The sequence below is a fragment of the Haloferax sp. Atlit-6N genome (assembly GCF_003383195.1).
In the GTDB taxonomy this organism is placed as follows: domain Archaea; phylum Halobacteriota; class Halobacteria; order Halobacteriales; family Haloferacaceae; genus Haloferax; species Haloferax gibbonsii.
The window spans coordinates 1358158-1380825 of record NZ_QEQJ01000001.1; the positions used below are offsets into that span (position 1 = coordinate 1358158).

The 22668-nt window shown below is 66.8% G+C and carries 22 protein-coding genes and 2 tRNA genes; 7 read left to right on the forward strand and 17 right to left on the reverse strand.

Features of this window, described 5'->3' with window-relative positions; translation table 11 throughout:
* Nucleotides 1-33 precede the first annotated feature (33 nt).
* From DEQ92_RS07060 to DEQ92_RS07070, 3 genes are all read right to left on the reverse strand, one after another.
* Nucleotides 34-987, reverse strand: coding sequence for a homoserine dehydrogenase (locus tag DEQ92_RS07060; protein ID WP_004973563.1), 954 nt, complete (start codon nucleotides 985-987; stop codon nucleotides 34-36).
* Nucleotides 984-1553 carry an amino acid-binding protein gene (locus DEQ92_RS07065; RefSeq protein WP_004973566.1) on the reverse strand — a complete coding sequence of 190 codons (570 nt, stop codon included), beginning with the start codon at nucleotides 1551-1553 and terminating at the stop codon, nucleotides 984-986. Before DEQ92_RS07065 ends, DEQ92_RS07060 begins: the two co-directional genes overlap by 4 nt.
* A gap of 340 nt (nucleotides 1554-1893) precedes the next feature.
* Entirely contained in the window at nucleotides 1894-4077 is a 2184-nt protein-coding gene (locus DEQ92_RS07070) for an elongation factor EF-2 (RefSeq protein ID WP_004973569.1), read from the reverse strand.
* 190 nt (nucleotides 4078-4267) lie between these two features.
* On the opposite strand from DEQ92_RS07070, the gene DEQ92_RS07075 reads away from it, so the two are divergent.
* A complete protein-coding gene (locus tag DEQ92_RS07075; RefSeq protein ID WP_004973570.1) occupies nucleotides 4268-5023 on the forward strand; it encodes a DUF5781 family protein in 756 nt (251 codons plus the stop codon).
* Between the two features lie 105 nt (nucleotides 5024-5128).
* On the opposite strand, the gene DEQ92_RS07080 is transcribed toward DEQ92_RS07075, so the two are convergent.
* The 9 genes from DEQ92_RS07080 to DEQ92_RS07120 form a co-directional block, all read right to left on the reverse strand.
* Nucleotides 5129-5743 carry a 30S ribosomal protein S7 gene (locus tag DEQ92_RS07080; protein ID WP_004973571.1) on the reverse strand — a complete coding sequence of 205 codons (615 nt, stop codon included), beginning with the start codon at nucleotides 5741-5743 and terminating at the stop codon, nucleotides 5129-5131.
* Nucleotides 5744-5745: 2 nt separating this feature from the next.
* Entirely contained in the window at nucleotides 5746-6174 is a 429-nt protein-coding gene (locus DEQ92_RS07085) for a 30S ribosomal protein S12 (protein WP_004044570.1), read from the reverse strand.
* A 225-nt stretch (nucleotides 6175-6399) separates the two neighbouring features.
* A complete protein-coding gene (locus tag DEQ92_RS07090; RefSeq protein WP_004973574.1) occupies nucleotides 6400-7293 on the reverse strand; it encodes a mechanosensitive ion channel family protein in 894 nt (297 codons plus the stop codon).
* A 54-nt stretch (nucleotides 7294-7347) separates the two neighbouring features.
* Nucleotides 7348-7767, reverse strand: a complete 420-nt coding sequence (locus DEQ92_RS07095; RefSeq protein WP_004973575.1) for a NusA-like transcription termination signal-binding factor — start codon at nucleotides 7765-7767, stop codon at nucleotides 7348-7350.
* Nucleotides 7768-7769: 2 nt separating this feature from the next.
* Nucleotides 7770-9029, reverse strand: a complete 1260-nt coding sequence (gene rpoA2, locus DEQ92_RS07100; RefSeq protein ID WP_050458527.1) for a DNA-directed RNA polymerase subunit A'' — start codon at nucleotides 9027-9029, stop codon at nucleotides 7770-7772.
* Nucleotides 9022-11946, reverse strand: a complete 2925-nt coding sequence (locus DEQ92_RS07105; protein ID WP_004973579.1) for a DNA-directed RNA polymerase subunit A' — start codon at nucleotides 11944-11946, stop codon at nucleotides 9022-9024. The genes rpoA2 and DEQ92_RS07105 overlap by 8 nt, the downstream gene beginning before the upstream one ends.
* Nucleotides 11947-11958: 12 nt before the next feature.
* A complete protein-coding gene (rpoB, locus tag DEQ92_RS07110) occupies nucleotides 11959-13788 on the reverse strand; it encodes a DNA-directed RNA polymerase subunit B (RefSeq protein WP_004973581.1) in 1830 nt (609 codons plus the stop codon).
* Between the two features lies 1 nt (nucleotide 13789).
* Nucleotides 13790-15355: a DNA-directed RNA polymerase subunit B'' gene (locus tag DEQ92_RS07115; RefSeq protein WP_004969057.1), complete on the reverse strand. Its 1566-nt coding sequence runs from the start codon at nucleotides 15353-15355 to the stop codon at nucleotides 13790-13792.
* A complete protein-coding gene (locus tag DEQ92_RS07120; protein ID WP_004044577.1) occupies nucleotides 15352-15579 on the reverse strand; it encodes a DNA-directed RNA polymerase subunit H in 228 nt (75 codons plus the stop codon). Before DEQ92_RS07120 ends, DEQ92_RS07115 begins: the two co-directional genes overlap by 4 nt.
* 267 nt (nucleotides 15580-15846) lie before the next feature.
* Between DEQ92_RS07120 and DEQ92_RS07125 the strand changes: the two genes are divergently transcribed.
* The 3 genes from DEQ92_RS07125 (at nucleotide 15847) to DEQ92_RS07135 (ending at nucleotide 17165) form a co-directional block, all read left to right on the forward strand.
* Nucleotides 15847-15919, forward strand: a tRNA-Asp gene (locus DEQ92_RS07125).
* Nucleotides 15920-15949: 30 nt separating this feature from the next.
* Nucleotides 15950-16022: transfer RNA gene (locus DEQ92_RS07130), tRNA-Asp, on the forward strand.
* Between the two features lie 351 nt (nucleotides 16023-16373).
* Entirely contained in the window at nucleotides 16374-17165 is a 792-nt protein-coding gene (locus DEQ92_RS07135; RefSeq protein ID WP_115804449.1) for an SDR family oxidoreductase, read from the forward strand.
* 9 nt (nucleotides 17166-17174) lie between these two features.
* Here the strand turns inward: DEQ92_RS07135 and DEQ92_RS07140 are convergent, their stop codons facing one another.
* The 3 genes from DEQ92_RS07140 to DEQ92_RS07150 are packed head-to-tail and all read right to left on the reverse strand — an operon-like array spanning nucleotide 17175 to nucleotide 18933.
* Nucleotides 17175-17531, reverse strand: a complete 357-nt coding sequence (locus DEQ92_RS07140; protein ID WP_115804448.1) for a CrcB family protein — start codon at nucleotides 17529-17531, stop codon at nucleotides 17175-17177.
* A complete protein-coding gene (locus DEQ92_RS07145) occupies nucleotides 17528-17863 on the reverse strand; it encodes a CrcB family protein (RefSeq protein WP_050458525.1) in 336 nt (111 codons plus the stop codon). Before DEQ92_RS07145 ends, DEQ92_RS07140 begins: the two co-directional genes overlap by 4 nt.
* Before the next feature lie 20 nt (nucleotides 17864-17883).
* Nucleotides 17884-18933 carry an ATP-binding protein gene (locus tag DEQ92_RS07150; protein WP_115804447.1) on the reverse strand — a complete coding sequence of 350 codons (1050 nt, stop codon included), beginning with the start codon at nucleotides 18931-18933 and terminating at the stop codon, nucleotides 17884-17886.
* Between the two features lie 75 nt (nucleotides 18934-19008).
* Here DEQ92_RS07150 and DEQ92_RS07155 point away from each other — a divergent pair, with 75 nt between their 5' ends.
* Nucleotides 19009-19452 carry a carboxypeptidase regulatory-like domain-containing protein gene (locus DEQ92_RS07155; protein WP_115804446.1) on the forward strand — a complete coding sequence of 148 codons (444 nt, stop codon included), beginning with the start codon at nucleotides 19009-19011 and terminating at the stop codon, nucleotides 19450-19452.
* A 45-nt stretch (nucleotides 19453-19497) separates the two neighbouring features.
* Here the strand turns inward: DEQ92_RS07155 and DEQ92_RS07160 are convergent, their stop codons facing one another.
* On the reverse strand, nucleotides 19498-20766 hold the full coding sequence (locus DEQ92_RS07160) for a tRNA(Ile)(2)-agmatinylcytidine synthase (RefSeq protein WP_050458523.1): 1269 nt from the start codon (nucleotides 20764-20766) through the stop codon (nucleotides 19498-19500).
* Between the two features lie 142 nt (nucleotides 20767-20908).
* Here DEQ92_RS07160 and DEQ92_RS07165 point away from each other — a divergent pair, with 142 nt between their 5' ends.
* Nucleotides 20909-21883 (forward strand): transcriptional regulator, encoded by a 975-nt coding sequence (locus DEQ92_RS07165; protein WP_004973594.1) that lies wholly within the window; start codon nucleotides 20909-20911, stop codon nucleotides 21881-21883.
* A 70-nt stretch (nucleotides 21884-21953) separates the two neighbouring features.
* Nucleotides 21954-22337: a hypothetical protein gene (locus DEQ92_RS07170; protein ID WP_115804445.1), complete on the forward strand. Its 384-nt coding sequence runs from the start codon at nucleotides 21954-21956 to the stop codon at nucleotides 22335-22337.
* Nucleotides 22338-22373: 36 nt separating this feature from the next.
* Here the strand turns inward: DEQ92_RS07170 and DEQ92_RS07175 are convergent, their stop codons facing one another.
* Nucleotides 22374-22628, reverse strand: a complete 255-nt coding sequence (locus DEQ92_RS07175; protein ID WP_004973596.1) for a glutathione S-transferase N-terminal domain-containing protein — start codon at nucleotides 22626-22628, stop codon at nucleotides 22374-22376.
* Between the last annotated feature and the right edge of the window lie 40 nt (nucleotides 22629-22668).

Here is a 22668-nt window from a genome sequence, read left to right on the forward strand (position 1 = left end):
CGAAAGAAACAGGGGTACGGGCCGCCTGTGCCGCTATTCGAGGCGTGAAACGTCGGACAGGACGGCGGTCGCCGTCTCCGGACCGCCCGCCCCGCGGCCGCTGATATTCAGTTGACCCGCGTGTTTGGTCTCCAACTGGACGATGTTCTGCGTGCCCGTGACCGACAGCGCGGAGCCCTGTGGAATCAGCCGCGGAGCGACGCGGACCCCGTCGGCCGTCGCCTCGCCGATGAGGCGGACCGTCCGACCGTCCTCGGCGGCGAGGTCGAGCGCCGTTCCCGGCACGTTGCGGATGCCCTCGACCTCGGCGTCGTCGAGCGCGTACTCGGTCTCGCCGTCGGAGAGGACGTTCGCGAGGATGACGAACTTCAGCGCGGCGTCGATGCCGTCGACGTCGAACGTCGGGTCCGCCTCGGCGACGCCGAGGTCCTGGGCCTCCGCGAGCACGTGCTCGTAGTCGAGCCCCTCGGCGGCCATCCGCGAGAGGATGAAGTTCGCCGTCCCGTTCAGCACGCCGCGAGCGGCGGTCACGTGGGGCGCACCGAGGTCCGAGATGGTCGAGAGGACGGGAATCGCGCCGCCGACGGCGGCCTCGAACTGGACGGTCCCCTCGCTTTCGGCTTCGAGCGCGCGCAGGTCGGCGTAGCGTTCCGCGACCGGACCCTTGTTCGCGAGCACGACGTGGCGGTCGTCCGCCAGCGCCCGCTCGACGTGCGAAAAGCCGGGCTCGGCGTCGCCGAGCGTCGTCGGCGTCGCCTCCACCAACACGTCGTAGTCGGCGTCGAACACCGCCTCGGGGGCCGCCTCGCCGACCACGCCGTCGCGTTCCTTTCGGTCGTGGACCGCGCTCGGGTCGAGTCCGGCGGGGTCGACCGCGGAGGAAGACGAGTCCGCGAACGCGACGACGTCGTGACCGTAGTCGCCCGCGAGATCGAGAACCGAGCCGCCGACCGCGCCCGCGCCGAGCACGGCGAGTCTGAGGCTCATTGGGACCCCTCCGCGAGCGGTTCGACGACGTGCAGTCCCTTCTCGGCGGCGAGGTCGCGAACGACCGACAGCGTCTCGTCGACGCGGCCGGAGCGGACCGCGAGTCGGAGTCGGGCGCTCGACGCCTCGTCGGTCCCCTCGCGGGCGGACAGCGACAGGTCCTGCAGGGTCGCGTCCGCCGAGGACTCGATGCGGTGGAGCGTGTCCGAGAGGTCGGAATCGACGATGTCGCCGACGAGGATGACCATTACCTCCTCACCGAAGTGCTCCGCGCCGGCGCGGATGACGTTGACGCCGGCCTCGCGGAGCGCCTCGACGATTCGCTCGAAGCGGTCGGGCGGGCATTCGAGGTCGACCTCCACGGGGATGTGCCCCCGGGGAGTCAGACTCCCGCGTTCGTGGAAGATGGAAAGCAGGTTACCGCCGTTGTCGGAGATGGGCTTGAGCGCGGCTAAAAGCTGTCCGGGCTCGTCGACGAGTTCGAGCCGAATCGTGTGCGGTTTCGGCATCTCGCCGCTCCCGTCGGTCTCGGCGTCGCTCCCGCCGTCGAGGTCCTGTGCGCTCATCGCCCCACCCCCGTGGGCCGTCCCGACGCTGTTGTCCGCGACGCGCGGTTCGGTCGTGGTTTCGCGTCGTCGCGCCAGGAGTCGAGAGACGTACCCTTACGCATACGTATCCGTGATTCGGCCACGTGGTATAAGCCTTCGCAGCCGACACGGTTTGCCGACGTCGACAGCGTGCTGGCATGTGTCACGGAGAGGTCGACCGCGACAGAGCGCTCGAAGACGGTCTCGGCCACCGGGAGACGACGCGGGAAGGCCGTCGGACGCGGCACGGTGGCGGGCCGACGGACCGGGGCCATCGCTGCCCGGGTGAAAAAACGAAAGAAGGCGCGAAGGTTCGCGCTTAGATGTAGTCGATAGCCTGCGAGAGCTCGAGCTTCATGCCCTTGCGCTCGCGGATCTCCATGATCTTCTCGCGCTGGAGGTTGTCCGAGAGCACGCGGAAGCCGGCGTTCTCCGTGTTCCAGGAGGCGCGACCTTCCGTGGCCGAACGGATGTCCGACGAGAAGCCGATCATCTCTTCGACGGGCGCGATGCCCTCGATGACCATGAGGTCACCTTCCTGGTACATGTCGTCGACGCGGCCGCGGCGACCCTGAATCTCGCCGGAGGCCGAGCCCATGTATTCGGAGGCAACGTCGATGCGGACGTTCTGGATGGGTTCGAGGAGCTTCACCTGACCCGCGATGAGCGAGCGGTGGACCGCGTCACGCGTCGCAGGGATGACCTGGGCGGGACCGCGGTGGATGGTGTCCTCGTGGAGTCGCGCGTCGTGGAGGCGCAGGAGCGTCCCCTGAACGGGCTCCGCGGCGAGCGGACCGTCGTCGAGCGCCTCTTCGAGACCCTCGATGACGAGTTCCATCGTCTCGTTGAGGTGCTGGATACCCTTCGTGTCGTCGATGAGGATGTTCGTCCCGTGGATGTGTTCGACGTTCTGGGACGTGTCCTTGTCCATGCCGGCTTCCTGGAGGGCCTCGCGGCGCTCCAGTTCGGGCATGTCCATCGAGATTTCGCCGAGCTTGATGGAGTCGACGATGTCCTGCGAGAGGGGTTCCGCCGTGATGTAGAACTTGTTGTGGCGGTTCGGGGAGACGCCCTCGACCTCGTGGGACTTGCCCTGGACCTGCTCGCGGTAGACGACAATCGGCTCACCGGTGCGGACCGGGATGCCCTGGTTGTCGCGGATACGCTGGGTGATGACTTCGAGGTGGAGCTCGCCCTGACCGGAGATGAGGTGCTCGCCCGTGTCCTCGTTAATCTCGATGCGGATGGTCGGGTCTTCCTTCGCGACCTGCTGGAGCGTCTGGATGAGCTTCGGCAGGTCGTCCATGCGCTCTGCCTCGACGGACTTCGTGATGACGGGCTCGGAGATGTGCTCGATGGACTCGAACGGCGTCATCTCGACGGAGGAGACGGTGGAACCGGCGATGGCGTCACGGAGACCCGTGACGGCCGCGATGTTCCCCGCGGGGACGCCGCGGTCGAGTTCCTCGCGCTCGCCGCCCATGAAGACACCGACGGACTGGACGCGGTTCTTGCCCGCGGTCCCGGAGACGTAGAGCTCCTGCCCCTTGCGGATGGTGCCGGAGAACAGGCGACCCGTCGCGATTTCGCCCGCGTGGGGGTCCATCGAGATGTCGGTCGCCATGAAGACGACTTCGCCGTCGTCGTCGACTTCGCGCATCTGGCGCGCGAGGTCGGACTCGGAGTCACCGCGCCAGACCGTCGGGATACGACGGGGCTGGGCGTCGAGCGGGTTGGGGAAGTGCTCCGCAACCATGTCGAGGACGACGTCCGAAAGCGGCGTGCGCTCGTGGAGTTCCTGGCGGTCGCCACCGCGCTCGAGTTCCATGATGTCGCCGAAGGAGATACCGGTCTCCTCCATCGACGGCATGGAGACGCCCCACTTGTAGAGGGCGGACCCGAAGGCGACGGTTCCGTCTTCGACGGAGACCGTCCAGTCGTAGTCCTTCTCCTCGGTCATCCCGCGGATGAGTTCGTTGACGTCGGAGATGACGTCGACGAGACGCTTCTGCATCTCCTCGGGACCTTCCTGCAGCTCGTTGATGAGGCGGTCGACCTTGTTGATGAAAAGCGCCGGCTTGACGCCCTCGCGGAGCGCCTGACGCAGGACCGTCTCGGTCTGCGGCATGGCACCCTCGACGGCGTCGACGACGACGAGCGCACCGTCGACGGCGCGCATCGCGCGCGTCACGTCGCCACCGAAGTCGACGTGGCCCGGCGTGTCGATGAGGTTGATGAGGTGGTTCTTGTCTTCCCATTCGTGGGTCATCGAGACGTTTGCGGCGTCGATGGTGATGCCGCGTTCCTGTTCGTCTTCCTTCGTGTCCATCGCGAGCTGCTGGCCGGCAGTCTCGTCAGAGATCATGCCCGCACCCGCGAGGAGGTTGTCGGAGAGGGTCGTCTTACCGTGGTCGACGTGAGCGGCGATGGCGATGTTCCGGATCTGCTCCGGCTTGTCCATCAGTTTCTCACATTCCTGGACGATCTTCTTTCGTCGGCCCATTATACAGGGGTCTACCGGCAGGAGGGTCAAAAGAGTAGTGTTTTTGCCGAGCGGATTTCCCATTTTCAGCCGTCCTACCGCCGGGGTATGAGCATTTTTGTCACGATAGGCGAGACTGTCCGCCGGACGCGAATCTCGGTGCCGGGGTCGGCGTAAGAGTCATGTTGATTGATAACATTTCTCAAGTCGAATGGACCTCCGAGTCGTCGGGGGCGCACCGGCAGACCCGTTCTTGAGCGCCGCCGACCTGTTCGAAACCGAGTTCGAGCTTTCGTACCCCGTGTACGTGCGCGTTCGCGATGATCCCGACTCCCGCACGTGGGCCGGCCACTATCAGGACCGCCACGTCCTCAACATCTCCCGACAGGCCGCCACCAGCGCGATGGCCCGCGAGCTCGCGCTCCACGAACTCTCACACATGGCCCGAAACGAAGAGGGGCACGTCTCGCACTACCAGTCCACGCGCGAGGCGGTCTTTCTCGCGCTCGCGGGGCGCACCGTCGAGCGCCGAAAGCTCGCGCACTGCTATCAAATCGCCAACCACTGCAAGGACATCTACGCCGACGACCTGACGCTGTCTGTCGCGCCCGCGGACAAGCTCGTCCAGTTCCTCGAGTCGCAACTGGCGGCGGCGCTCGCCGACCGACCGCAGGCGTCCGGCCGCCCCGGCTCCCGACTCGTCACCGCGGGTTCGGACCCCGAAATCACGGCCGTGAACGCCGCGTTCGCCCTCGCGCTCGTGGAGCGACACGACCTCGTCGAGTCCGACCACCGGCTGTACGACCTCGCCCACGCCGCGGGCGACGACGCGCCGTCGGTTTCTCTCGAGACGTTCAAAGAGCACTTCCGAACGCTCGCCGACGACCCCTCGAAAAGCGAGTACCGCCGGACGCTCGTCGACGTGGTGAAACACTACGTGGTCAATCCGGGGATGGCCGCCGACTGAGCGACGCGCGCCGGCCGCGAGGCGTCAGGCGAACGCTGTGGTCCCACGGGCCGACCGTACAGCGTCGTCACTCGGCGCAGTGAAAAACGAAAGAGAGTGGAGAGATTACCGGGCCGCTTCGGCGACGCGCTCTTTCTCCTCTTTCTGGGAGATAGCGTACGTCTGGACGTCGTAGTCGGCCGCGCCGATGAGCTGCTGTGCGAGCGCCTCGGCGGCGGTGGTCGTCGTCTTGTAGGAGCCGCTGAGCGTACCCTGCGCGATGAACTTCAGCGCCTCGTCGACGCGGCGCTGCGGGGCGACGTCGACGGCCTGCGGGACCGAGATACCGCCGTACTTGAGGCGGACGGTCTCCTCGCGGGGACCGGCGTTCTCGACCGCGCGGATGAGCACCTGCACGGGGTTCTCCTCGGTGCGCTCGTTGACGATTTCGAACGCTTCCTTGACGATTTTGCTCGTCTTCTGCTTGTGTCCCGTGTTGTCCTCGGTCTGCATCAGGCGGTTGATGAGCCGCTCGACGATGCTGATTTCGGACTTCTGGAACTGCTTCGAGGCGTGACGACCCATCGTGTGGGCGATGGGCGTCGCCTTGATGTACCGGCTCATGCTGGGGTCGGTGTACTCCATCTCGGAGACGTCCCAGACGCCGAACAGAAGCGCGTTCTCCTTTGCTTCCTCGCTGCTCGCGGGGGACTCGGGCTCGGGTGCGTCGCTTTCCGACATGGTTAGCGCACCGGCTTTTCAGCGTTCCCGCGGACGAGTTCGATCATCGAGACGCCGTTGACCTTCTCGACCTTGTAGTTGACACCCGAAAGGTCACCCATCGCGCGACCCTTCGCGCCGCCGATACCGGCGATGGTGACTTCGTCGTGTTCGTCGATGAACGAAATCGCGCCGTCACCGGGACAGAAGGCGGTGACCTGCTTTCCGTTCTTGATGAGCTGAACACGGACGCATTTCCGAATCGCCGAGTTCGGCTGCTTCGCTTCGATACCGACCTTCTCGAGGACGATGCCGCGACCCTGCGGAGCACCCTCGAGCGGGTCGGACTTCTTGCCGAGACCGCGCTCACGGCGCGCGTACTCAGAGTCGGACCAGCGGCGCTTCTGCCGGTCCTGCTTGAGCTTGCGCGCGGCGTATTTGCCGTTCGCCATAGTGAACAACAGTTCCAGATGGAGCTACTTAAGCCTCCCTTTTCGAATCCGACGAGACGGCTTCAGGAGCGATTAGCGACCCCTAAGGAGGAATCTGAGGTCGTTTCTCCGATTCGAACGACGCCCCCTCCGCGGCGAAGAGGGACTAAACCGCCCGGAGATGGTGTCGTTTCGTCCACCCGTGCGAACGACACGCACGCGGGGTGACGCGCCCGTCTGACCGGGTCACTCGCCGCCGCGCTCCCCGACGAGGTCCACGTCGAGGCGGCCGCTGACCTCCCGGCCCGACGCCGGGCCCAGCGTCAGCCCCTCCTCGTCGAACCGCCGCTTGACTCGACGCCGGTACTGCGAGCGGACGTCGACGAGACTCACGTCCATCGGCGATTCGACCCAGAACTCCGCCTGCAGGCCGATCGAACTCCCGGCGAACTCGAGGATGCGCGCGGTCGGCTCCGGGTCGTCGAGCACGCGGTCGTCCTCCCGCGCCGTCTCGACGAGTTCGCGGAGCGCCAACTCCGTGTCGTCGGCGTACGCGACGTCGACGCGCTCGGTGATTCGGTACCGCTCTCGGCCGTACGGGCGGGTGAGCGCGTTCGTCGTGAGTTCCGTGTTCGGCACGGAGATAGTCTCGTTATTCACCGTCCGCACGCGCGTGACCCGGAAGTCGACCGCCTCGACGACGCCCTCGCCACCGGGCCACGATATCCAGTCGCCGACGTTGAAGTCCGGGTCGGCCACGAGAAAGAGGCCGCTGATGAGCGCGCCGATGACCTCCTGCCCGGCGACGCCGACGACGAGCGTCAGCGCCGCGACGATGAGCGCGGTGTCGGTCAGCACCGACGCGTAGCCCGCGCCGACGACGCCCGCGAGCGTTGCGAGCGCGATGACGAACGCGTGCGCGTAGGTCTCCGTCGCCGACTGCAGCGTCGGGTTGTTCCGGTTCCGGGCGCTGACGAGCCTCGTCACGCCCGGGACGACGAGGAGCCGACCGACGAGATAGACCACGACCGCCGCGGCGGCGAACCCCACGGTCGCGCTCGCGAGCTCCTCGTACTCGGCGAATCCCGTCGGGTCGAGTTGTCCGACCGCGACTCCGACAGACTGTCGTATCGGCGACATGCGTAGCTCGCCGTTCGGTGAGGACAAAAACGTGTGGTCGAGTCGACCGCCGCCCTACGTCAACTGGATGTCGTCGATGTCGTAGTGACGACGCGCCAGCTCGCGCGCGGTGTCGATGGTCTTTCCGCTCGCGCCGATGGCGACGCCGCGGTCGGCTTCGGCGACCTCGACGTACGCGACGGTGTCGTTCTGCCGTGAGAGAGTCACGTGTCGGACGGCCGCCGGCGCGAGCGCGCTCGCGACGAACGCCTCCGGCGTGTCGGCGTCCTCGACCAGTTCGACCGACCGACCGAGTTGTCGCTCGACCGACTGGACGGTCCGCCCGCCGGGGCCGATAGCCGTCGCCATGTCGCCCGCGGCGACGAGGAAGACGACGCGGTCCTCGAACACGAGGCAGTCGTGGGCGGTCGCCTCCGTCTCCTCCTCGAAGAGGGCGATGAAGCGCCGGGCCGTATCCGACAGCGTAACTTTCATCGTCAGTCGTCAGACGGTTCGGGTGCCGCGTTGGCGTCCGCGTCCTCGACGTCGAGCGAGCCCATGCGGAGGTCCACGTCGCCGGTGCCGATCGCAATCGGCTTGCCGACGATGACGTTCTCGATGACGCCGTCGAGGTCGTCTTCCTCGCCGTGGATGGCGGCGTCGAGCAGGTGGTTGACCGTGACCTCGAACGCGGCGCGGGCGAGGACGGAGTCCTTCGACCCGGAGATGCCGTGACGACCGATGGACTCGATGGTCCCGTCGTTCGTCATGATGTCCGCGACGAGCATCAGGTGGCGGATGTTCACGTCGTCGAGACCCTGCTCGCGGAGCGTGTTCATCGTCTCGTCGATGATGGCCTCGCGGGCGGCCTCGATGCCGAGTTGCTTGTGCACCTCGTGGATGTTGTTCGAGGTGGTCCGGGAGGCGTCGACGCCCTCGATGGCGAGCGCGTCGCCGAACGCCGAACCCTCGGTGTAGAGGACGAACTCCTCTTCGTCGGTGTCCTCGTTGTTCTCCTTGCGGATGACGACGCGGGAGACCTCCTCGATGCCCTTGAACACGATGTCGCGAAGCTCCTCGACGAGTTGGAGGAGTCGGCGGTAACTCGGGCTCTCGGGACCGAACTCGATGAGCGTCCCCTCGCGGCGGGTCTTGATACCGAGCGCGTCCTCGATGGTCTCCGCGATTTCGCTCGCGACGACGCCCTCGTCGTCGTAGGTCGGCCAGCGTTCGAGGAGCGTCTCGTCGTTGAGGTTGATCTGGACGACCATGTCGGCGACGTTCGTCGAGATGTCGCCGAGCGCCAGAATCTTCGTGGACTCGATGTTCCAGACGACCTGGTGGGCGAGTTCGCGGTTGTTCGCGTACTCGTCTTCGAGGTACACGGTCATCATCGGCGTGTCGGGGGTCTTCCGCGCGTCCACCAGTTCGATGAGGCGCGGCAGCCCCTGCGTGACGTCGATTTCGGCGACGCCCGCGTAGTGGAACGTGTTCATCGTCATCTGCGTCCCCGGCTCACCGATGGACTGCGCCGAGACCGTCCCGACGGGGTCGAGCGGGTCGACGCGGGTGTCGAGGTAGCGCGCCTCGACGGCCTGCGCGATTTCGCCGGCCTGTTCGAACGAGACGCCCTCGCGCTCTTCGATGGTCTGGTAGATGCGGTCCTTCAGGCGTCGAGACAGCTCTTTGGACTCGACGACGTCGACGATGGCGTCGTCGACGAACTCGTAGTCGTCGGTTGCGTCGTGTTCAGTCATCGGATTCGACCCCCGCACGGGCGTCGACACGCGGTTCGGCGTGCTCGGAGAGGTTGGTCGGCGGTTCGCGCTCGCCGAGGAAGCGTTCCTTCTCCTCGGCGGAGCTGAACTCCGAGGTGAGGATGCGGTCGGCGATGTTCTCGACGTCGATCGGCGTCTCGTCGTCGGACGAGACCTTCACCGGGCTCGTGCCGTCTTCGCCGAACTCGAACTGGACGATGGTCCCCGACGTGTCGCGGACGGAGCCGTCGTACTGCGCTTCGAGTTCGGAGAGGGCGTTGATGAGCCGACGCTGCAGGTACCCGGACTTCGAGGTCCGGACTGCCGTGTCGACCAGCCCTTCGCGGCCACCCATCGCGTGGAAGAAGAACTCACGCGGCGTGAGGCCGGCGCGGTAGGAGTTCTCGACGAAGCCGTGGGCCTCGGCCGAGAGGTCGCCTTTCTGGTAGTGGCTCAGGGTGCGACCCTCGTAGCCGCGGTTGATGCGCTCGCCCCGAACCGCCTGCTGGCCGACGCAGCCGGCCATCTGGGTCAGGTTGAGCATGGACGCACGCGCGCCGGACTTCGACATCACGACCGCGGGGTTGTCCTCCTCGAAGTGGTCCTCCGCGATTTCACCGGCGGAGTCACGCGCCTTGCCGAGGCGCTGCATGATCTTCATCTCCAGCGTCTCGTCGACGGAGCGGCCCGGCAGGGACTCGAGTTCGCCCGCCTCGTAGATTTCGATGAGTTCCTGAATCTTGTCGTAGGCGGCGTCGATGGCCTCGTCGACCTGCGCCGTCGCCTCGTCCGGGATGGACTCGTCGTCGATACCGATGGAGAGCCCGAAGTGCATGATGGCGCGCATCGCGAGCGAGGCGATCTCGTTGATGAAGATGCGCGAGCGCGTCTTCGAGTAGTCCTTGGCGAGGGCGTCGACGATTTCGCCGCCGAACGCGCCGACGGCGTCCTCGTCGATGGTGCCCTGAGTGAGCTGGCCGTCCTCGATGGTGACCGTGTCGCCGACCTTCGAAGTGAACTCCATGTTCAGGTCGTCGGGCAGGAGTTCGGAGAAGATCTGCTGGCCGGTCCAGTAGGGCTGGCCGTCCTCGTTTTCGCCCGCGGGCTCGGGCAGGGTGTCCACGCGCGTCGCGCGGAGCAGGTCGAGCGCCTGCGTCTCGACGAACTCGGGGTTGTCGTGGGTGAGCAGGTAGGTCCCCGAGATGTGGTCCTGAATCGCGCCGATGATGTTCTCACCGAAGCGCGGCGAGAGAATCTGCTCTTGGACGCGCATGAGGACGCGCGCCTCGGCACGGGCCTCCTCGTTCTGGAGGGCGTGCATGTTCATCTCGTCGCCGTCGAAGTCGGCGTTGTACGGCGGACAGACGACGGTGTTCAGGCGGAACGTCTTGTACGGCATCACGACGACTTCGTGCGCCATGATGGACATCCGGTGCAGCGACGGCTGTCGGTTGAAGATGACGATGTCGCCGTCGACGAGGTGGCGGTTGACCTCCCAGCCGAGTTCGACCTTCTCCGCGAGTTCCTCGCAGTTCTTTTCGGTCACCTTCAGGCGGCGGCCGTCCGGACGGCGGACGTAGTTCGCGCCGGGGTGGCTCTCGGGTCCGTTACGGACGTACTGGCGAGCCTCGTCGATGTTGCGCTCGGTGACGTTCATCGTCTGGGTCATCTCGGACGCGACGCGGTCCGGGACGCCGACCTCGTTGAGCGACAGGGTCGGGTCCGGCGAGATGACGGTACGAGCCGAGAAGTTGACGCGCTTTCCGGACAGGGAACCGCGGAAGCGACCCTCCTTACCCTTCAGGCGCTGGCTGAGCGTCTTCAGCGGGCGGCCGGAGCGGTGCCGCGCCGGCGGCGTGCCCGAAATCTCGTTGTCGATGAACGTGGTGACGTGGTACTGAAGCAGCTCCCACAGGTCCTCGATAATCAGCTGCGGGGCACCCGCCTCGCGGTTCTCCATGAACCGCTGGTTGATGCGGATGATGTCCACGAGCTTGTGGGTCAGGTCGTCCTCGGAGCGCTGGCCGTTGTCCAGCGTGATAGAGGGACGCGCCGTGACCGGTGGGACGGGGAGGACGGTCAGAATCATCCACTCGGGGCGCGACCGGTCGGGGTCGATGCCGAGCGTGATGAGGTCCTCGTCCGGGATGTCCTCGAACCAGTCGCGGATGTCCGAGGGCATCAGCTTGTTCATGTCCTCTTCCGTGAGGTCGAGGTCGAGCGCCTTCTCGAGCGCCTTGCGGTCGTCGCCGACCGGGCGGAACTCGCCGGCGAGCACCTGGTTGACGCGCTCGGCGTCGAGGCCGGTCTCGTTAGCGAGGGTGACGGGGTCGACGCCCTCGTCGTCCTCGTCGTCGGGGTCGGGCTGCATCGCTTCGGCGATGCGCTCGGAGTAGTCCCCGGCGAGCACGTTCTGGACCTCGTAGTAGGTCGTCGGCTTCTCGTGTTTGATGTCGTGCTGCGGCGAGCCGCAGTGGGGACAGCGGTGGGCCTTGCGGGCCTGCCGGACTGCCGACTTCATCACGTCGCTCCAGTCGTCGCCGAGTTCCTTCGTGCGACCGAGCTTGTCGCGGTACTCGTCTGCTTCCTCGTCCGTGAGCGAGAGGCGACCGCACTCGCGGCACGTCGAGCGGAGCAGGCGGCGGATGAGCTTCGTGAAGCCGACGTGGATGACGGGCGCGGCCAGTTCGATGTGGCCGAAGTGCCCGTTACACGACCCGGAGTGCTGGCCGCAGGTGCGGCACTGCAGGCCGGGGTCGATGACGCCCAGCCGCGGGTCCATGAGACCCATGTCGATTGGGTAGCCGTCGTCGTCGTAGGTGTCCGCGGTGATGACCTTCGTCGCGGACATGTCTCGGTACGTCTCCGGGTCCATCAACCCGAACTGGATGCTGCCGATTTCTTTGGGTGTCTGCATTGACATGAGTGGTTAGACCGCGTCCTTCAGTTCGATTCGCGGCCGGACGCCGAGCGCGACCATCTCGTCGAGGAGCAGCTTGAACGCGTAGCTGATCTCGATCTCGTGGATGTTGTCCTCGTCGCCGGTGACCGGGTCGTAGATGCGGCGCTGGTCGCGGTCCTCGACGGCGACCATGCCGGTGTCGGCGGAGATGTAGACCTTCTCCTTGTCGGAGGAGTCAAGCAGGCGCTCCTGGAGCACCATCGCGGCACCGTGGCCGATGACGGTGTCGCGCTCCATCTCCCCGAGACGGAGGCCACCCTCGCGGGCGCGCCCCTCCGTCGGCTGGCGGGTGAGCACCTGCACGGGACCGCGCGAGCGGGCGTGCAGCTTGTTGCTCACCATGTGGTACAGCTTGTGGTAGAAGATGATGCCGACGAAGATTTCGGCCTCGATCTTCTCGCCGGTGACGCCGGAGTACATGACCTCCTTGCCGGAGGACATGAAGCCGCGCTCTTCGAGCGCCGAGCGGAGCTCCTCTTCGTTTTCGCCCTGGAAGGCGGTGCCGTCGACGCGGCGGCCTTCGAGCGCACCGACCTTGCCGCCGAGCATCTCCAGCACGTGGCCGACCGTCATCCGCGACGGCAGGGCGTGCGGGTTAAGCACGAGGTCGGGAACGACGCCGTCGGCGGTGAACGGCATGTCCTCCTGGGGTGCCAGGTGGCCCACGACGCCCTTCTGTCCGTGGCGGGACGCGAACTTGTCGCCGAGTTCCGGAACGCGCTGGTCGCGGACGGACACCTTGGCGAGCTTCGAGCCGTCTTCGCCCTCCATGAGCGTGACCGTGTCCACGACGCCGGACTCGCCCGAGCGCATCGTGACGGAGGTCTCGCGGCGCTTCTGCGGCGAGAGCCCCGCCATGTCGTCGGGTTCCTCGAGGAACCGCGGCGGCGAGGTCTTGCCGAGCAGCACGGAGTTCTCGTCGACGACCGTCTCGGGGTTGACGAGGCCGTCCTCGTCGAGGTGCGAGTAGGCGTCTTCACCGCGCGCGCCGCGCACGTCCTGCGACGGAATCTCGAAGCGGTCTTCCTGACCGCCGGGGTAGCGGCGCTCTTCGCCCTCGTAGGTGCGGAAGAAGTGCGAGCGGGCGAGGGCGCGTTCGACGGAGCCCTTGTTCATGACGAGCGCGTCCTCGATGTTGAAGCCCTCGTAGGACATGACGGCCACGACGAAGTTCTGGGCCGCGGGTCGCTCGTCGAACCCGATCTGCTCCGTGGTCTGCGTCTTGACCATCGAGAGCTGCGGGTAGTGCATGAGGTGCTGACGGGTGTCCGGGCGGATGCGGTAGTTCGCCGCGGGCAGCCCGAGGGACTGCTTCATCATCCCTGCACCCATCGTAATGCGGGGCGAGGCGTTGTGCTCCGGGTACGGAATCATCCCGGCACCGATGCCGAAGATGAGCTGCGGGTCGATTTCGAGGTGCGTGTGGTCCTCGTTGAGTTCGTCCTCGTCGACCGCGACGTAGATGTCTTCTTCCTCCTCGGCGTCGATGAACTCGACGAGTCCGCGCTCGACGAGGTCGTCGAAGTCGAGGTCGTTGTTGTCGAGCGCCTCGACGTGGTCGTCGTCGAGGAGCGGCTCACCGTCTTCGACGACGATGAGCGGACGGCGGGCGCGGCCCGCGTCGGCGTTGATGATGACTTCGCGGGTGCGCTCTTTGACGGAGACGTTCACCATCTGGCTCACGTCGCCGCGGCGGCGCGCCTCTCGGATCTGTGCCGCGAGTTGGTTGGGGTCCGGGTGGGTCCCGACGAGACTACCGTTGACGTATACTTTCGCTTCTCGCTGTGCCTGAGCCATGTTAGTCGTCCGCGGGTGTGGCGTCGACGCTGTCGATGCCGGGGATACCCTCGACACCCATCGACGCGAGTTCTCGTTTCAGCGACTGTTCGTCTTCGACGTTCTGGGAGAGTTCCATCGCCTGCGCGAAGTTCTTCACCAGACCGCAGTTCGGTCCCTCGGGAGTCTCGGAGGGACAGATGCGACCCCACTGGGTCGCGTGCAGGTCGCGCGCCTCGAAGTGCGGCTGCGACCGCGACAGCGGACTTCGGAGGCGGCGAAGGTGCGACAGCACACCCATGTAGTCGGTGCGGTCGACGAGCTGGGAGACGCCGGAGCGGCCGCCGACCCAGTTACCCGTCGCGATGGGGTGTTCGAGCCGCTCGGTGAGCACGTCGGACCGGACGACGGTGTTGACCGTCAGGTTCCGGTTCCGCATGTTGGCGCGCTCGAGCTGGTACTTCACGTCGCGTGCCAGCTTGTTGAGCGCCGTCCGGAAGAGGTCCTTCATGAGGTCGCCGGAGACCTTCAGGCGCTTGTTGGCGTAGTGGTCCTTGTCGTCGGAGTCGCGGCGCTGCAGCGCGAGTTCGAAACACGCCTCGGCCATGCGACAGAGGTAGTACGCCTTGTTCATGCGCACTTCCTCTTCCTCCGCGCCCTCCTCGTGGAGGTGCGGGAGCAGGTAGCGGTCGATGACGTAGTTGGCGCGCTTGAGCTGGTAGTTCTTGCCCTGGCCGCCGGCGACGCGCTTGCCGAGCGCCTCGATGGCCTGCTCTTGGGTCTGCACCTCGGCCTCCTCGAGGTTCTCGAGCATGAACTTCACAATCTCCGGGTCGTCGGAGACGCGGTGGACGATCTCCTCGTCGGATTCGAGGCCGAGCGCGCGGACGAGCGTGACGAAGTTGACGCTCCCGGAGACGGACGGGAACGACACTTCGAGGAGTCCCTCGCGGTTGCGCTCGCAGAGCACGAGCGCGCGGTAGCCGCGGCGCTGGCTAAACGTCTTCGCGACCTGAATCTCGTCGCCGTACTTCGTGTCGTACTCGGCGAGAATCTTGTTCGGCGCCAGGTCCTCCGAGGTCATGAGCACGCGCTCGGAGCCGTTGACGATGAAGTAGCCGCCGGGGTCGACGGGGTCTTCGCCGATTTCGACGAGGTCCTCGTCGGAGAGCTCGGCGATGTTGCACTTCGAGGAGCCGACCATGATGGGCATCCGGCCGACCTTCGTCTCCGCGGTGTCGACGACGACCTCCTCTTCTTCTTCGCCGCCGCGGACGATGGACATCTCCATGAACACGGGGGCGGAGTAGGTGATGTTGCGCAGGCGCGCTTCCTGCGGGAAGAGCAGTTCCTCGGAGCCGTCGGCCTCGCGGACGCGGGGCGTCTCCACGCGGACGCCACCGAGTTCGACGTAGACGGGTTCCTCGCCCTCCTTGTCGCCGATGTCGGTCTCGATGGTCGCCTTCTCCTCGACGACGTCCATCATGCCGCGTTCGAGGAACGCGTTAAACGAGCGGAAGTGGTGTTCAGCGAGCCGTTCTTCGGAGAAGTACTTGCGAGAGACCTCGCGTCGCGCTTGTCGGTTCATTCGATCACCAGTCGGTATACGACTGCTTTGTCTGTCGTTCGAGAGTTCCGAACGATCTTGATGACGTCGCCGGGCTCTGCGTCCTCGGGGAGCGCCGGGTCCTTCAGCTTGATCTTCGGGAGGTTCGTCTTCTCGACGTTATACTCCTGTAACACGTCCTCGACGGCCTCGTCGTCGAGTTTCGTGTGTTCCGGAACCAGTTTGTGTTGGCTTACGTCTACCATGTATGGTGCTGCTGGGTGCTGGAAGAAGCTGTCACGGGATACTACGGCTGATTTTGGGACGCACCCATTTAACACTTGCCAACTGCGTCGAAGAAAGGCGACGCTATCGGAGGTCACGCACCGGAGATGCGCGAATCGTCACGTGTTGGCATGGGGTATCGCGATATAAATGTCTTCGGGGCAAGAATCGCGGTACCGCGGGCCAAGGGCAACCCAGATGGTAAGTCTTATCTATAAACCTCGGCTACGGATGAGTGCAGACGGAGGGCCCGGGTGGTGTAGTGGCCCATCATACGACCCTGTCACGGTCGTGACGCGGGTTCAAATCCCGCCTCGGGCGCTCTCCGTACCGCAAAACTCACTTCAGTAAGCCCGGGTGGTGTAGTGGCCCATCATACGACCCTGTCACGGTCGTGACGCGGGTTCAAATCCCGCCTCGGGCGTACTTTTCGATGAATTACTCTCTGAGCGCCGAGTCTCGTCTCGGCGCGAGCGTAATTCTCGTGAATACCCCAAAGGGATTGAACCCGACGACGAGCGAGTGTAGCGAGTGACGTCGGCACGGTTCAAATCCCGCCTCGGGCGCTTCTCTGATTTCAACTCCTCCAGCGAGGCGTCTCGTCGCCGAGCGACAGTGAGTGAAATCTGTAAGCGACGACAGGCGGGATTTGAACCAAGGAGCGAAGCGAGCGGTAGCGAGCGGAGCGACTGAGGTTCAAATCCCCGACCCTTACCGGAAGAGCGCCGTAAGGGAGCGTCAACACCGCCATATTCTCGCGTGACGTCGGTACAGTATGACGAGTGGGACAACCGACGGGCGGGTCGTCGTGGTGACCGGCGCGAACGAGGGAATCGGTTACCACACGCTAGTGGCGCTCCTGAAGAAGGGCTACCGAGTCGCCGGGCTCGACGTCAACGTGGACGCCCTTCGCCTGCTTCAGGAGGCGTATCCCGACCGCGTCCGCGTCTACGAGTGCGACGTGACGAACGACGACGACGTGGAGGCGGCGGTGGCTGGACTCCTGGACGAGTGGGGACACATCGACATCCTCCTCAACAACGCGGCGATATTCAACTTCGGCTTGTTCGACGACCGAACGCTCGACGACACGCGCGAGGAGTTCGAGGTGAACTACTTCGGCTACCTTCGGATGATACGGGCCGTCCTGCCGCACATGCGGGCCCGAAACTCGGGGCACATCCACAACGTGAGTTCCGGCGTCGGACTCGTCGGCACGCCGGGACTATCGGGGTACGCGTCGACGAAGGGCGCAATCGAGGCGTTCACCCGTTCGCTTCGGATGGAACTGCAACGCGAGAACGTCTCCTGTTCGGTGATGCACCCGCCTTACACCGCCACCCGGTCGGCGGCCCGACTCGGACTCCCGTCGTCGATGATGAGTGACCCCGAAGACGTGGGGCGGAAGTTCGCCGACAAAATCGAGTCGACCCGTCTCGTCGTCACCGCCGACCTGACGACCAGAGTCGGGCTGTATCTCGCCCGCCGCTTCCCGTTCATCGTCAGGCGGGGGACCAAACGGTTCCTCGACGAGCGCAAGGCGGCCGTCGAATCGGGCGGGCGGTGAGCGCCGGACTCACCCGACCGTCCCGCCCACAGCCCCGCCAATCGCCACGCCGACCAACGCCGCCACGAGCGTCCCGAACGCGTACCGAGCCGCCGTGTCGTAGTCGCCCGCGTCCGCGAGTTCCGCGACGCCGACCGCGAACGACGAGAACGTCGTGAAGGCCCCGCAGAATCCGGTTCCGGCGAGCGCCACCGCCGCGTCACCGACGGGCGCGGAGACGAGAACCCCCAGCGCGACGCTCCCGAGGACGTTGACGGTGACGGTGCTCCACTTGCCGACGACTCGCTGGTCGACGGTGTGCCGAGAGACCGCGCCGGCCATCCCACCGACGCCGACGAGGACGGCCGAGAGAAGCGAGAGACTCATCGCCGCCCTCCGAACGCGAGGCCGAGCGCGGCGGCGGCGAAACCGAGCGCGTAGTTCGCGCCGACGTTGAGCGCGCCGCCCATCGGCGACAGCGACGCGGTCTGGACGGCGAACGTGCTGTACGTCGTGAACGACGAGAGCAGCCCGGTCCCGAAGAACAACTGCGCCCGGCGGGAGGAGACCGACGTGATGAACGTCCCGAGGACGAAGCTCCCGAGGACGTTCACGGCGAGGGTACCGCCCGCGCCGGGAATCGCGACGGAGACGCCGTAGCGCAGTAGCGCCCCGGCGAAGCCGCCGAAGGCGACCAGTGCCAGTTCCGAGCGGTCCATACGGCTCTTCTCCGGCCGGACTACTCGATGGTTTCGGAACGGTCACGGTCTGGAACCGCCCGCGGCGTCGCGCCCCCGTCCGGCGTCTCTCGGGGACGCACCCGCACGTCGTGGACCGTCTCCGTGGTGTCGTCGACGACGAGCGCGCAGCCGCGTTCCCGCGGGAGCCGAGCGCGGAGCGATTCGTCGAAGTACGTCGGGTCTGCGGCCGCCATCGCCGACACGTCGGGACCGGCGGTGAGTCGGTGGACGACCCGGAGGTCGGCCTGCGAGACGGCGACCTCGGGGAGCGCGGCGGGGCGCTGAGTCGCGAGAACGACGCCGACGCCGGGGGCTCGCCCGCGCGTGAGAAGCGTCCGAAGCGCGGAGTCTGCGAGCCCGCCGACGAACGCGTGGGCCTCGTCGAGAAGCACCCACGGGATGCGAGAGACAGCGTCCGCGACGCGGGCGTCGTAGAGACCGCGGGCGACGACGCGGACGACGGCGCTCGCGGGGGTCTCGTCCAGTCCCGAGAGGTCGAGCACGTCGGGCGCGGGACCGCAGAGCGACCGCGGGTCGAGCCCGTCGGGGTGGAACACGCCCCACGAGTCGGCGAGCGCGAGGTGGTTCGCCGCGGCTCTGCGCGTCTCGGGCGCGGCGTCGGCGTCGTCGACCGCCCCGCGCATCGCAAGGAGCGAGTCTTCCTCGGCCGCGAGTCGCCAGACGAGCGACCCCGCGGGGGCGGTCGGGTCGAGACCGAGCAGGTCCGGCCACGCGCTCGGCGGGAGCGCGTCGGCGCGGACGCTCGGCGCGTCGTGGACCGTCCCGTCTATCGGCGACGCTTCGAGGCCACCGAAGACGCCCATCGGGTCGATGACGACCGGCGCGACGCCCGCGGCGCGCGCCAGACCCTCGGCCATGACGCCGAGCGTGTGGGATTTCCCGCTTCCGCGCTTGCCGACGACGACCGCCGCGTGCGGGCGGTTCACGTCGAGGCCGACGGCCGCGCCCTCGCTCCCGTCGCGGGCGCGGTAGTTCCCGAACCGGCAGACGGGGCCTTCTTCGTCCGAGTCGCGGCCGATGGTGTGCATGGCGCGGACTGGTCCCGCGATGCGACTTGAACCTCCGGGCGAGAGTTTATATACGAACCCGCGGCCAGACGGCCCATGCTCGATACGTTCCGGTCAGACACGCGCGCTATCGAAGGTCTCCCCGTCCGCCTCGTCGTCGCCCTCGTGGTCGGCGTCGCCAGCATGAGCGTCATGCTCAACATGCTCTCGGGAGTGCAGGGTCTCGCCACCTCGGAACTCGACGTGAAGCCGACGCCAGACGTGGTCGGTCCGGGCGCACAGGACCTCGACTTCACCGTCGTCGACCACGAGGGAAACCCCGTCGAGGGGGCGACGGTCATCGTGAAATCCGGTACCGCGGAAATCGACGGCGTTGAGACGGCAAAGACCGGCGGCGGCGGGGCAGCGACTGTTCACGTCGACGCCGAACTCGGGGCGAACCGCGAGGACGGGACGCTCGTCGTGGACGTGAAGCCGCCCGCGGGGAGTTCCTTCGTCGACCGCCGGGAGAACACGAACGTGCTCGTCGTTCAAGACTGAGCTCGGTACCCGGAGTCCGAAACGCAGAAACCGGGAGCCGCGGGCTCAGCGTTCGGGGTGCGTCGCCGCGTCGAAGCCGCCGCGAACGAGCGGTTTGGCGATGTGTCGGCGGGCGCAGGGCGGCACCTCGTACCAGCCGAGTTCGAGGTCGCGGTCGACCGCCCGCTCGACTTTGCCGGGCGCGTCGGTCCCGCAGTCGCGACACCGGTAGCCCTGATTCCGCCCGGCGCTTTTCATCGTCCGCCCGCAGTCGGGGCAGACCGGCGTCGCGGGCTCCGTGCGCACGAGGTCGCGGACCGCGAACTTCTCCAGTTTGAGCGTCCCGTCTCCGACCTCGCCGCAGGCGGTGAGGGCGTCGCCGACGCGGAGCGCCCGCACCCGGTTCCGGAAGCGCTTCGTCGGTTCGAAGGCGGCGACGGAGACCGTCGAGTCGCCGGCTTCGAGGTCGAAAAAGACGTGGCCGCCGGCGCGCGTCTCCGGGTCGGAGGCGACGGTGCCGGCGACGCGGTAGGCGCGGCCGTCGCGGAGGTCCGAGACGACGCCGTCGCGGAGGTGCGCGTCGGTCCCCTGATTCGTGAGGAACGTCGCCGAGCGGTCGACGGGCTCGGAGTCGATGGCGGCGGCGACCTCGCGGACGGTGTCGGCGTCGTCGCCGCGGATGCCGTGGAGAATCGGTCCCGGCGCGTTCGGCACGCAGACGGCCTCGCCCTCCTCGCGGTCCACGGTGTCCCACGCGTCGGGATACGCCGCGTCGGCCGCGCCGAAGACGGAGTCCAAATCGACCTCGCGAGGCGTCCCGCAGCGGTGGAACTCGCGGTAGGAGATGTGTTCGTAGGTCCACTCGTCGAAAGCGGCCCACGCGCCGACGGCCGCGAGCGCGCCGATGCGCCCCCGCCCGCCGTGCCAACCCTCGGTCAGAAACCCGGAGCGCTCCGCGAGGTCGACCGCGTCGTCGAGGTCGTGGAAGTCGCGGACGGCGTCGCGGGCGAAGTCGGCGACGGCGGTCGAAACCGTGTCGGGCGACCCCGGCGCGACGACGAGGCCCGGACTGGTTCGGTCGTCGTCGAGGACGGCCCAGCGGTCGAGCTCGTCGCGGGCGACGTCGAGCGCCGCGCCCGCGGGGAGGTCGGTGTGAAGCGCCAGCGCCGCGTTCCCGCGGGTCTTGTGTTCGACCGCGGGGTTCAAGCGGACGAGGAGTCGCCGCTCGACGGTCCCGCCGCGGGCCTCGACTGCCTCTGCGACGAGCGTCGCCAAGTACGTCGTACACATCCCGAGGGTGCGGGAGTCGGTGTCGTCGAGGCCGATGACGGTCATCGCCGGAGATTGCCGGAGGGCGCAGTAACGCCTTTCGGGTCGGTCGCGGCTATATAAATGCGGCATCGAGAAGGGATACACGTCGGCGAGGGCGGCGATACCGGGGAAAACGCTTTATGGGCCGAATCGCTTATTGCCCCCTATGTCCCGGTCAGCGCTGGTTGGTAATGTCGCCGCGATGCTCCAAGACGCGGGCTTCGTCGTGAGCGACCGCATCGCCATCCGGCCGAAGAGCTTCGACCTCGCCGCCCGGAGAGGTGAGGACCTGTTGCTCCTCAAGATACTGGGGAACATCGACGCGTTCGACGGCGTCACCGGCTCCGAGATGCGACGCCTCGGCTCGTACCTCGACGCCACGCCGTTGGTCGTCGGGCTTCGGACCCGAGACGAGGACCTCAAACCCGGAGTCGTCTACTTCCGTCACGGCGTGCCGGTGTTGAACCCCGACACCGCCATGGACCTGTTCGTCGAGGAGGTTCCCCCGCTCATCTACGCCGCCCCCGGCGGTCTGTACGTGAGCCTCGACGGCGACGTGCTCGCCGAAGAGCGGCAAGAACGCGGGTGGAGCCTCGGACAGCTCGCGACCGAGCTCGGCGTCTCGCGGCGCACCGTCTCGAAGTACGAAAACGGCATGAACGCGAGCATCGAAGTGGCGATTCACCTCGAAGAGCTGTTCGACCGGCCCTTCTCGAGCCCGGTCGACGTGCTCACGGGCGCGGAGGACGTGCGCGACGCCGAGCCGACTCCCGAAGACCCGGACGTGGACCCCGACGACGAACACGTTCTGTCGGTGTTGACGCGCGCCGGCTTCACCGTCCACCCGACCGCCCGCGCACCGTTCAAGGCCGTCAGCGAGGACGCCGGACGCAAGAAGGAGACGAACGTCCTCACGGGCCACTCGTCGTTCACCAGAAGCGCCGAAAAGCGCGCCCAAATCATGTCTTCGCTCGGCGAAATCACGCGGACGCGCTCGGTCTACTTCGTCGAGGAACAGCAGAAGCGCGAGTCGGTCGACGGAACCGGCATCGTCAGCTGCGAGGAACTCGCCGCCATCGACGACCCCGACGAGATTCGCGACCTGATTCGAGAGCGGACCCGCGACCCCGCAGAGAGCTAACCGCAGGGTCGCGGCACGCTCTCGTGCGGTTGCTACTATGGTTATCATCGTCGCCAGCGTAGCGGTTGCTATGTCGAACGTGCGAGGGCCGAACGGGAACGACGGCGTGAGTGAGGAATCGCGGGCCGCCGTCGAAACGCTCGCGGCCGCGGTGTGGCGCGAGGCCGCCTCGTGGCCGGCGGTCGAGCGGACGGCGCTTTTCGGCTGCCCGTCGTTTCGGGCGAACGGGACGCTCTTCGCCGTCGTCTCCGAGCAGGGGCTCTCGCTCACGTCGCTGTCGGCCGAGTCGCGGGCGGCGGTGGCGAAACGACACCGCGTCCTGCCGTTCGAGGCGAACGGTCGCATCGTCGGGTCGTGGGCGACCGTCGATATCGAGCCGAGCCGAATCGCCGAACTCTCGGACGCGCTCCGCGCGAGCTACGAGACCGCGTGCGGTCGAAAACGAGAACAGTAAGCGGGAGCCCGACGGCCGCCGCGAGAGGGGAGGGGGTTACGCCGCCGAGCCGTAGGTCTCTTCGAGGTAGTCGACGATATCGTCGCTCTCGGGCATCCCCTCGACGCCGTGTTCCTCGTCGACGAGGACGGGAACGCCGGTCTGGTCGCTTACCTCCTCGACTTCCGTGCGCTCGGCGTGGGCGCTGGGAACCATCCGCGACTCGTATTCGAGGTCGAGTTCGGCGAGCTTGTTCTTCACCTTCGCGCAGTACGGACAGCCCTGCAGTTCGTAGAGGACGAGTTGAGACATCGCTCGGAGGTATGGAGTCCGAGCGGAAAAACGCGGCGGT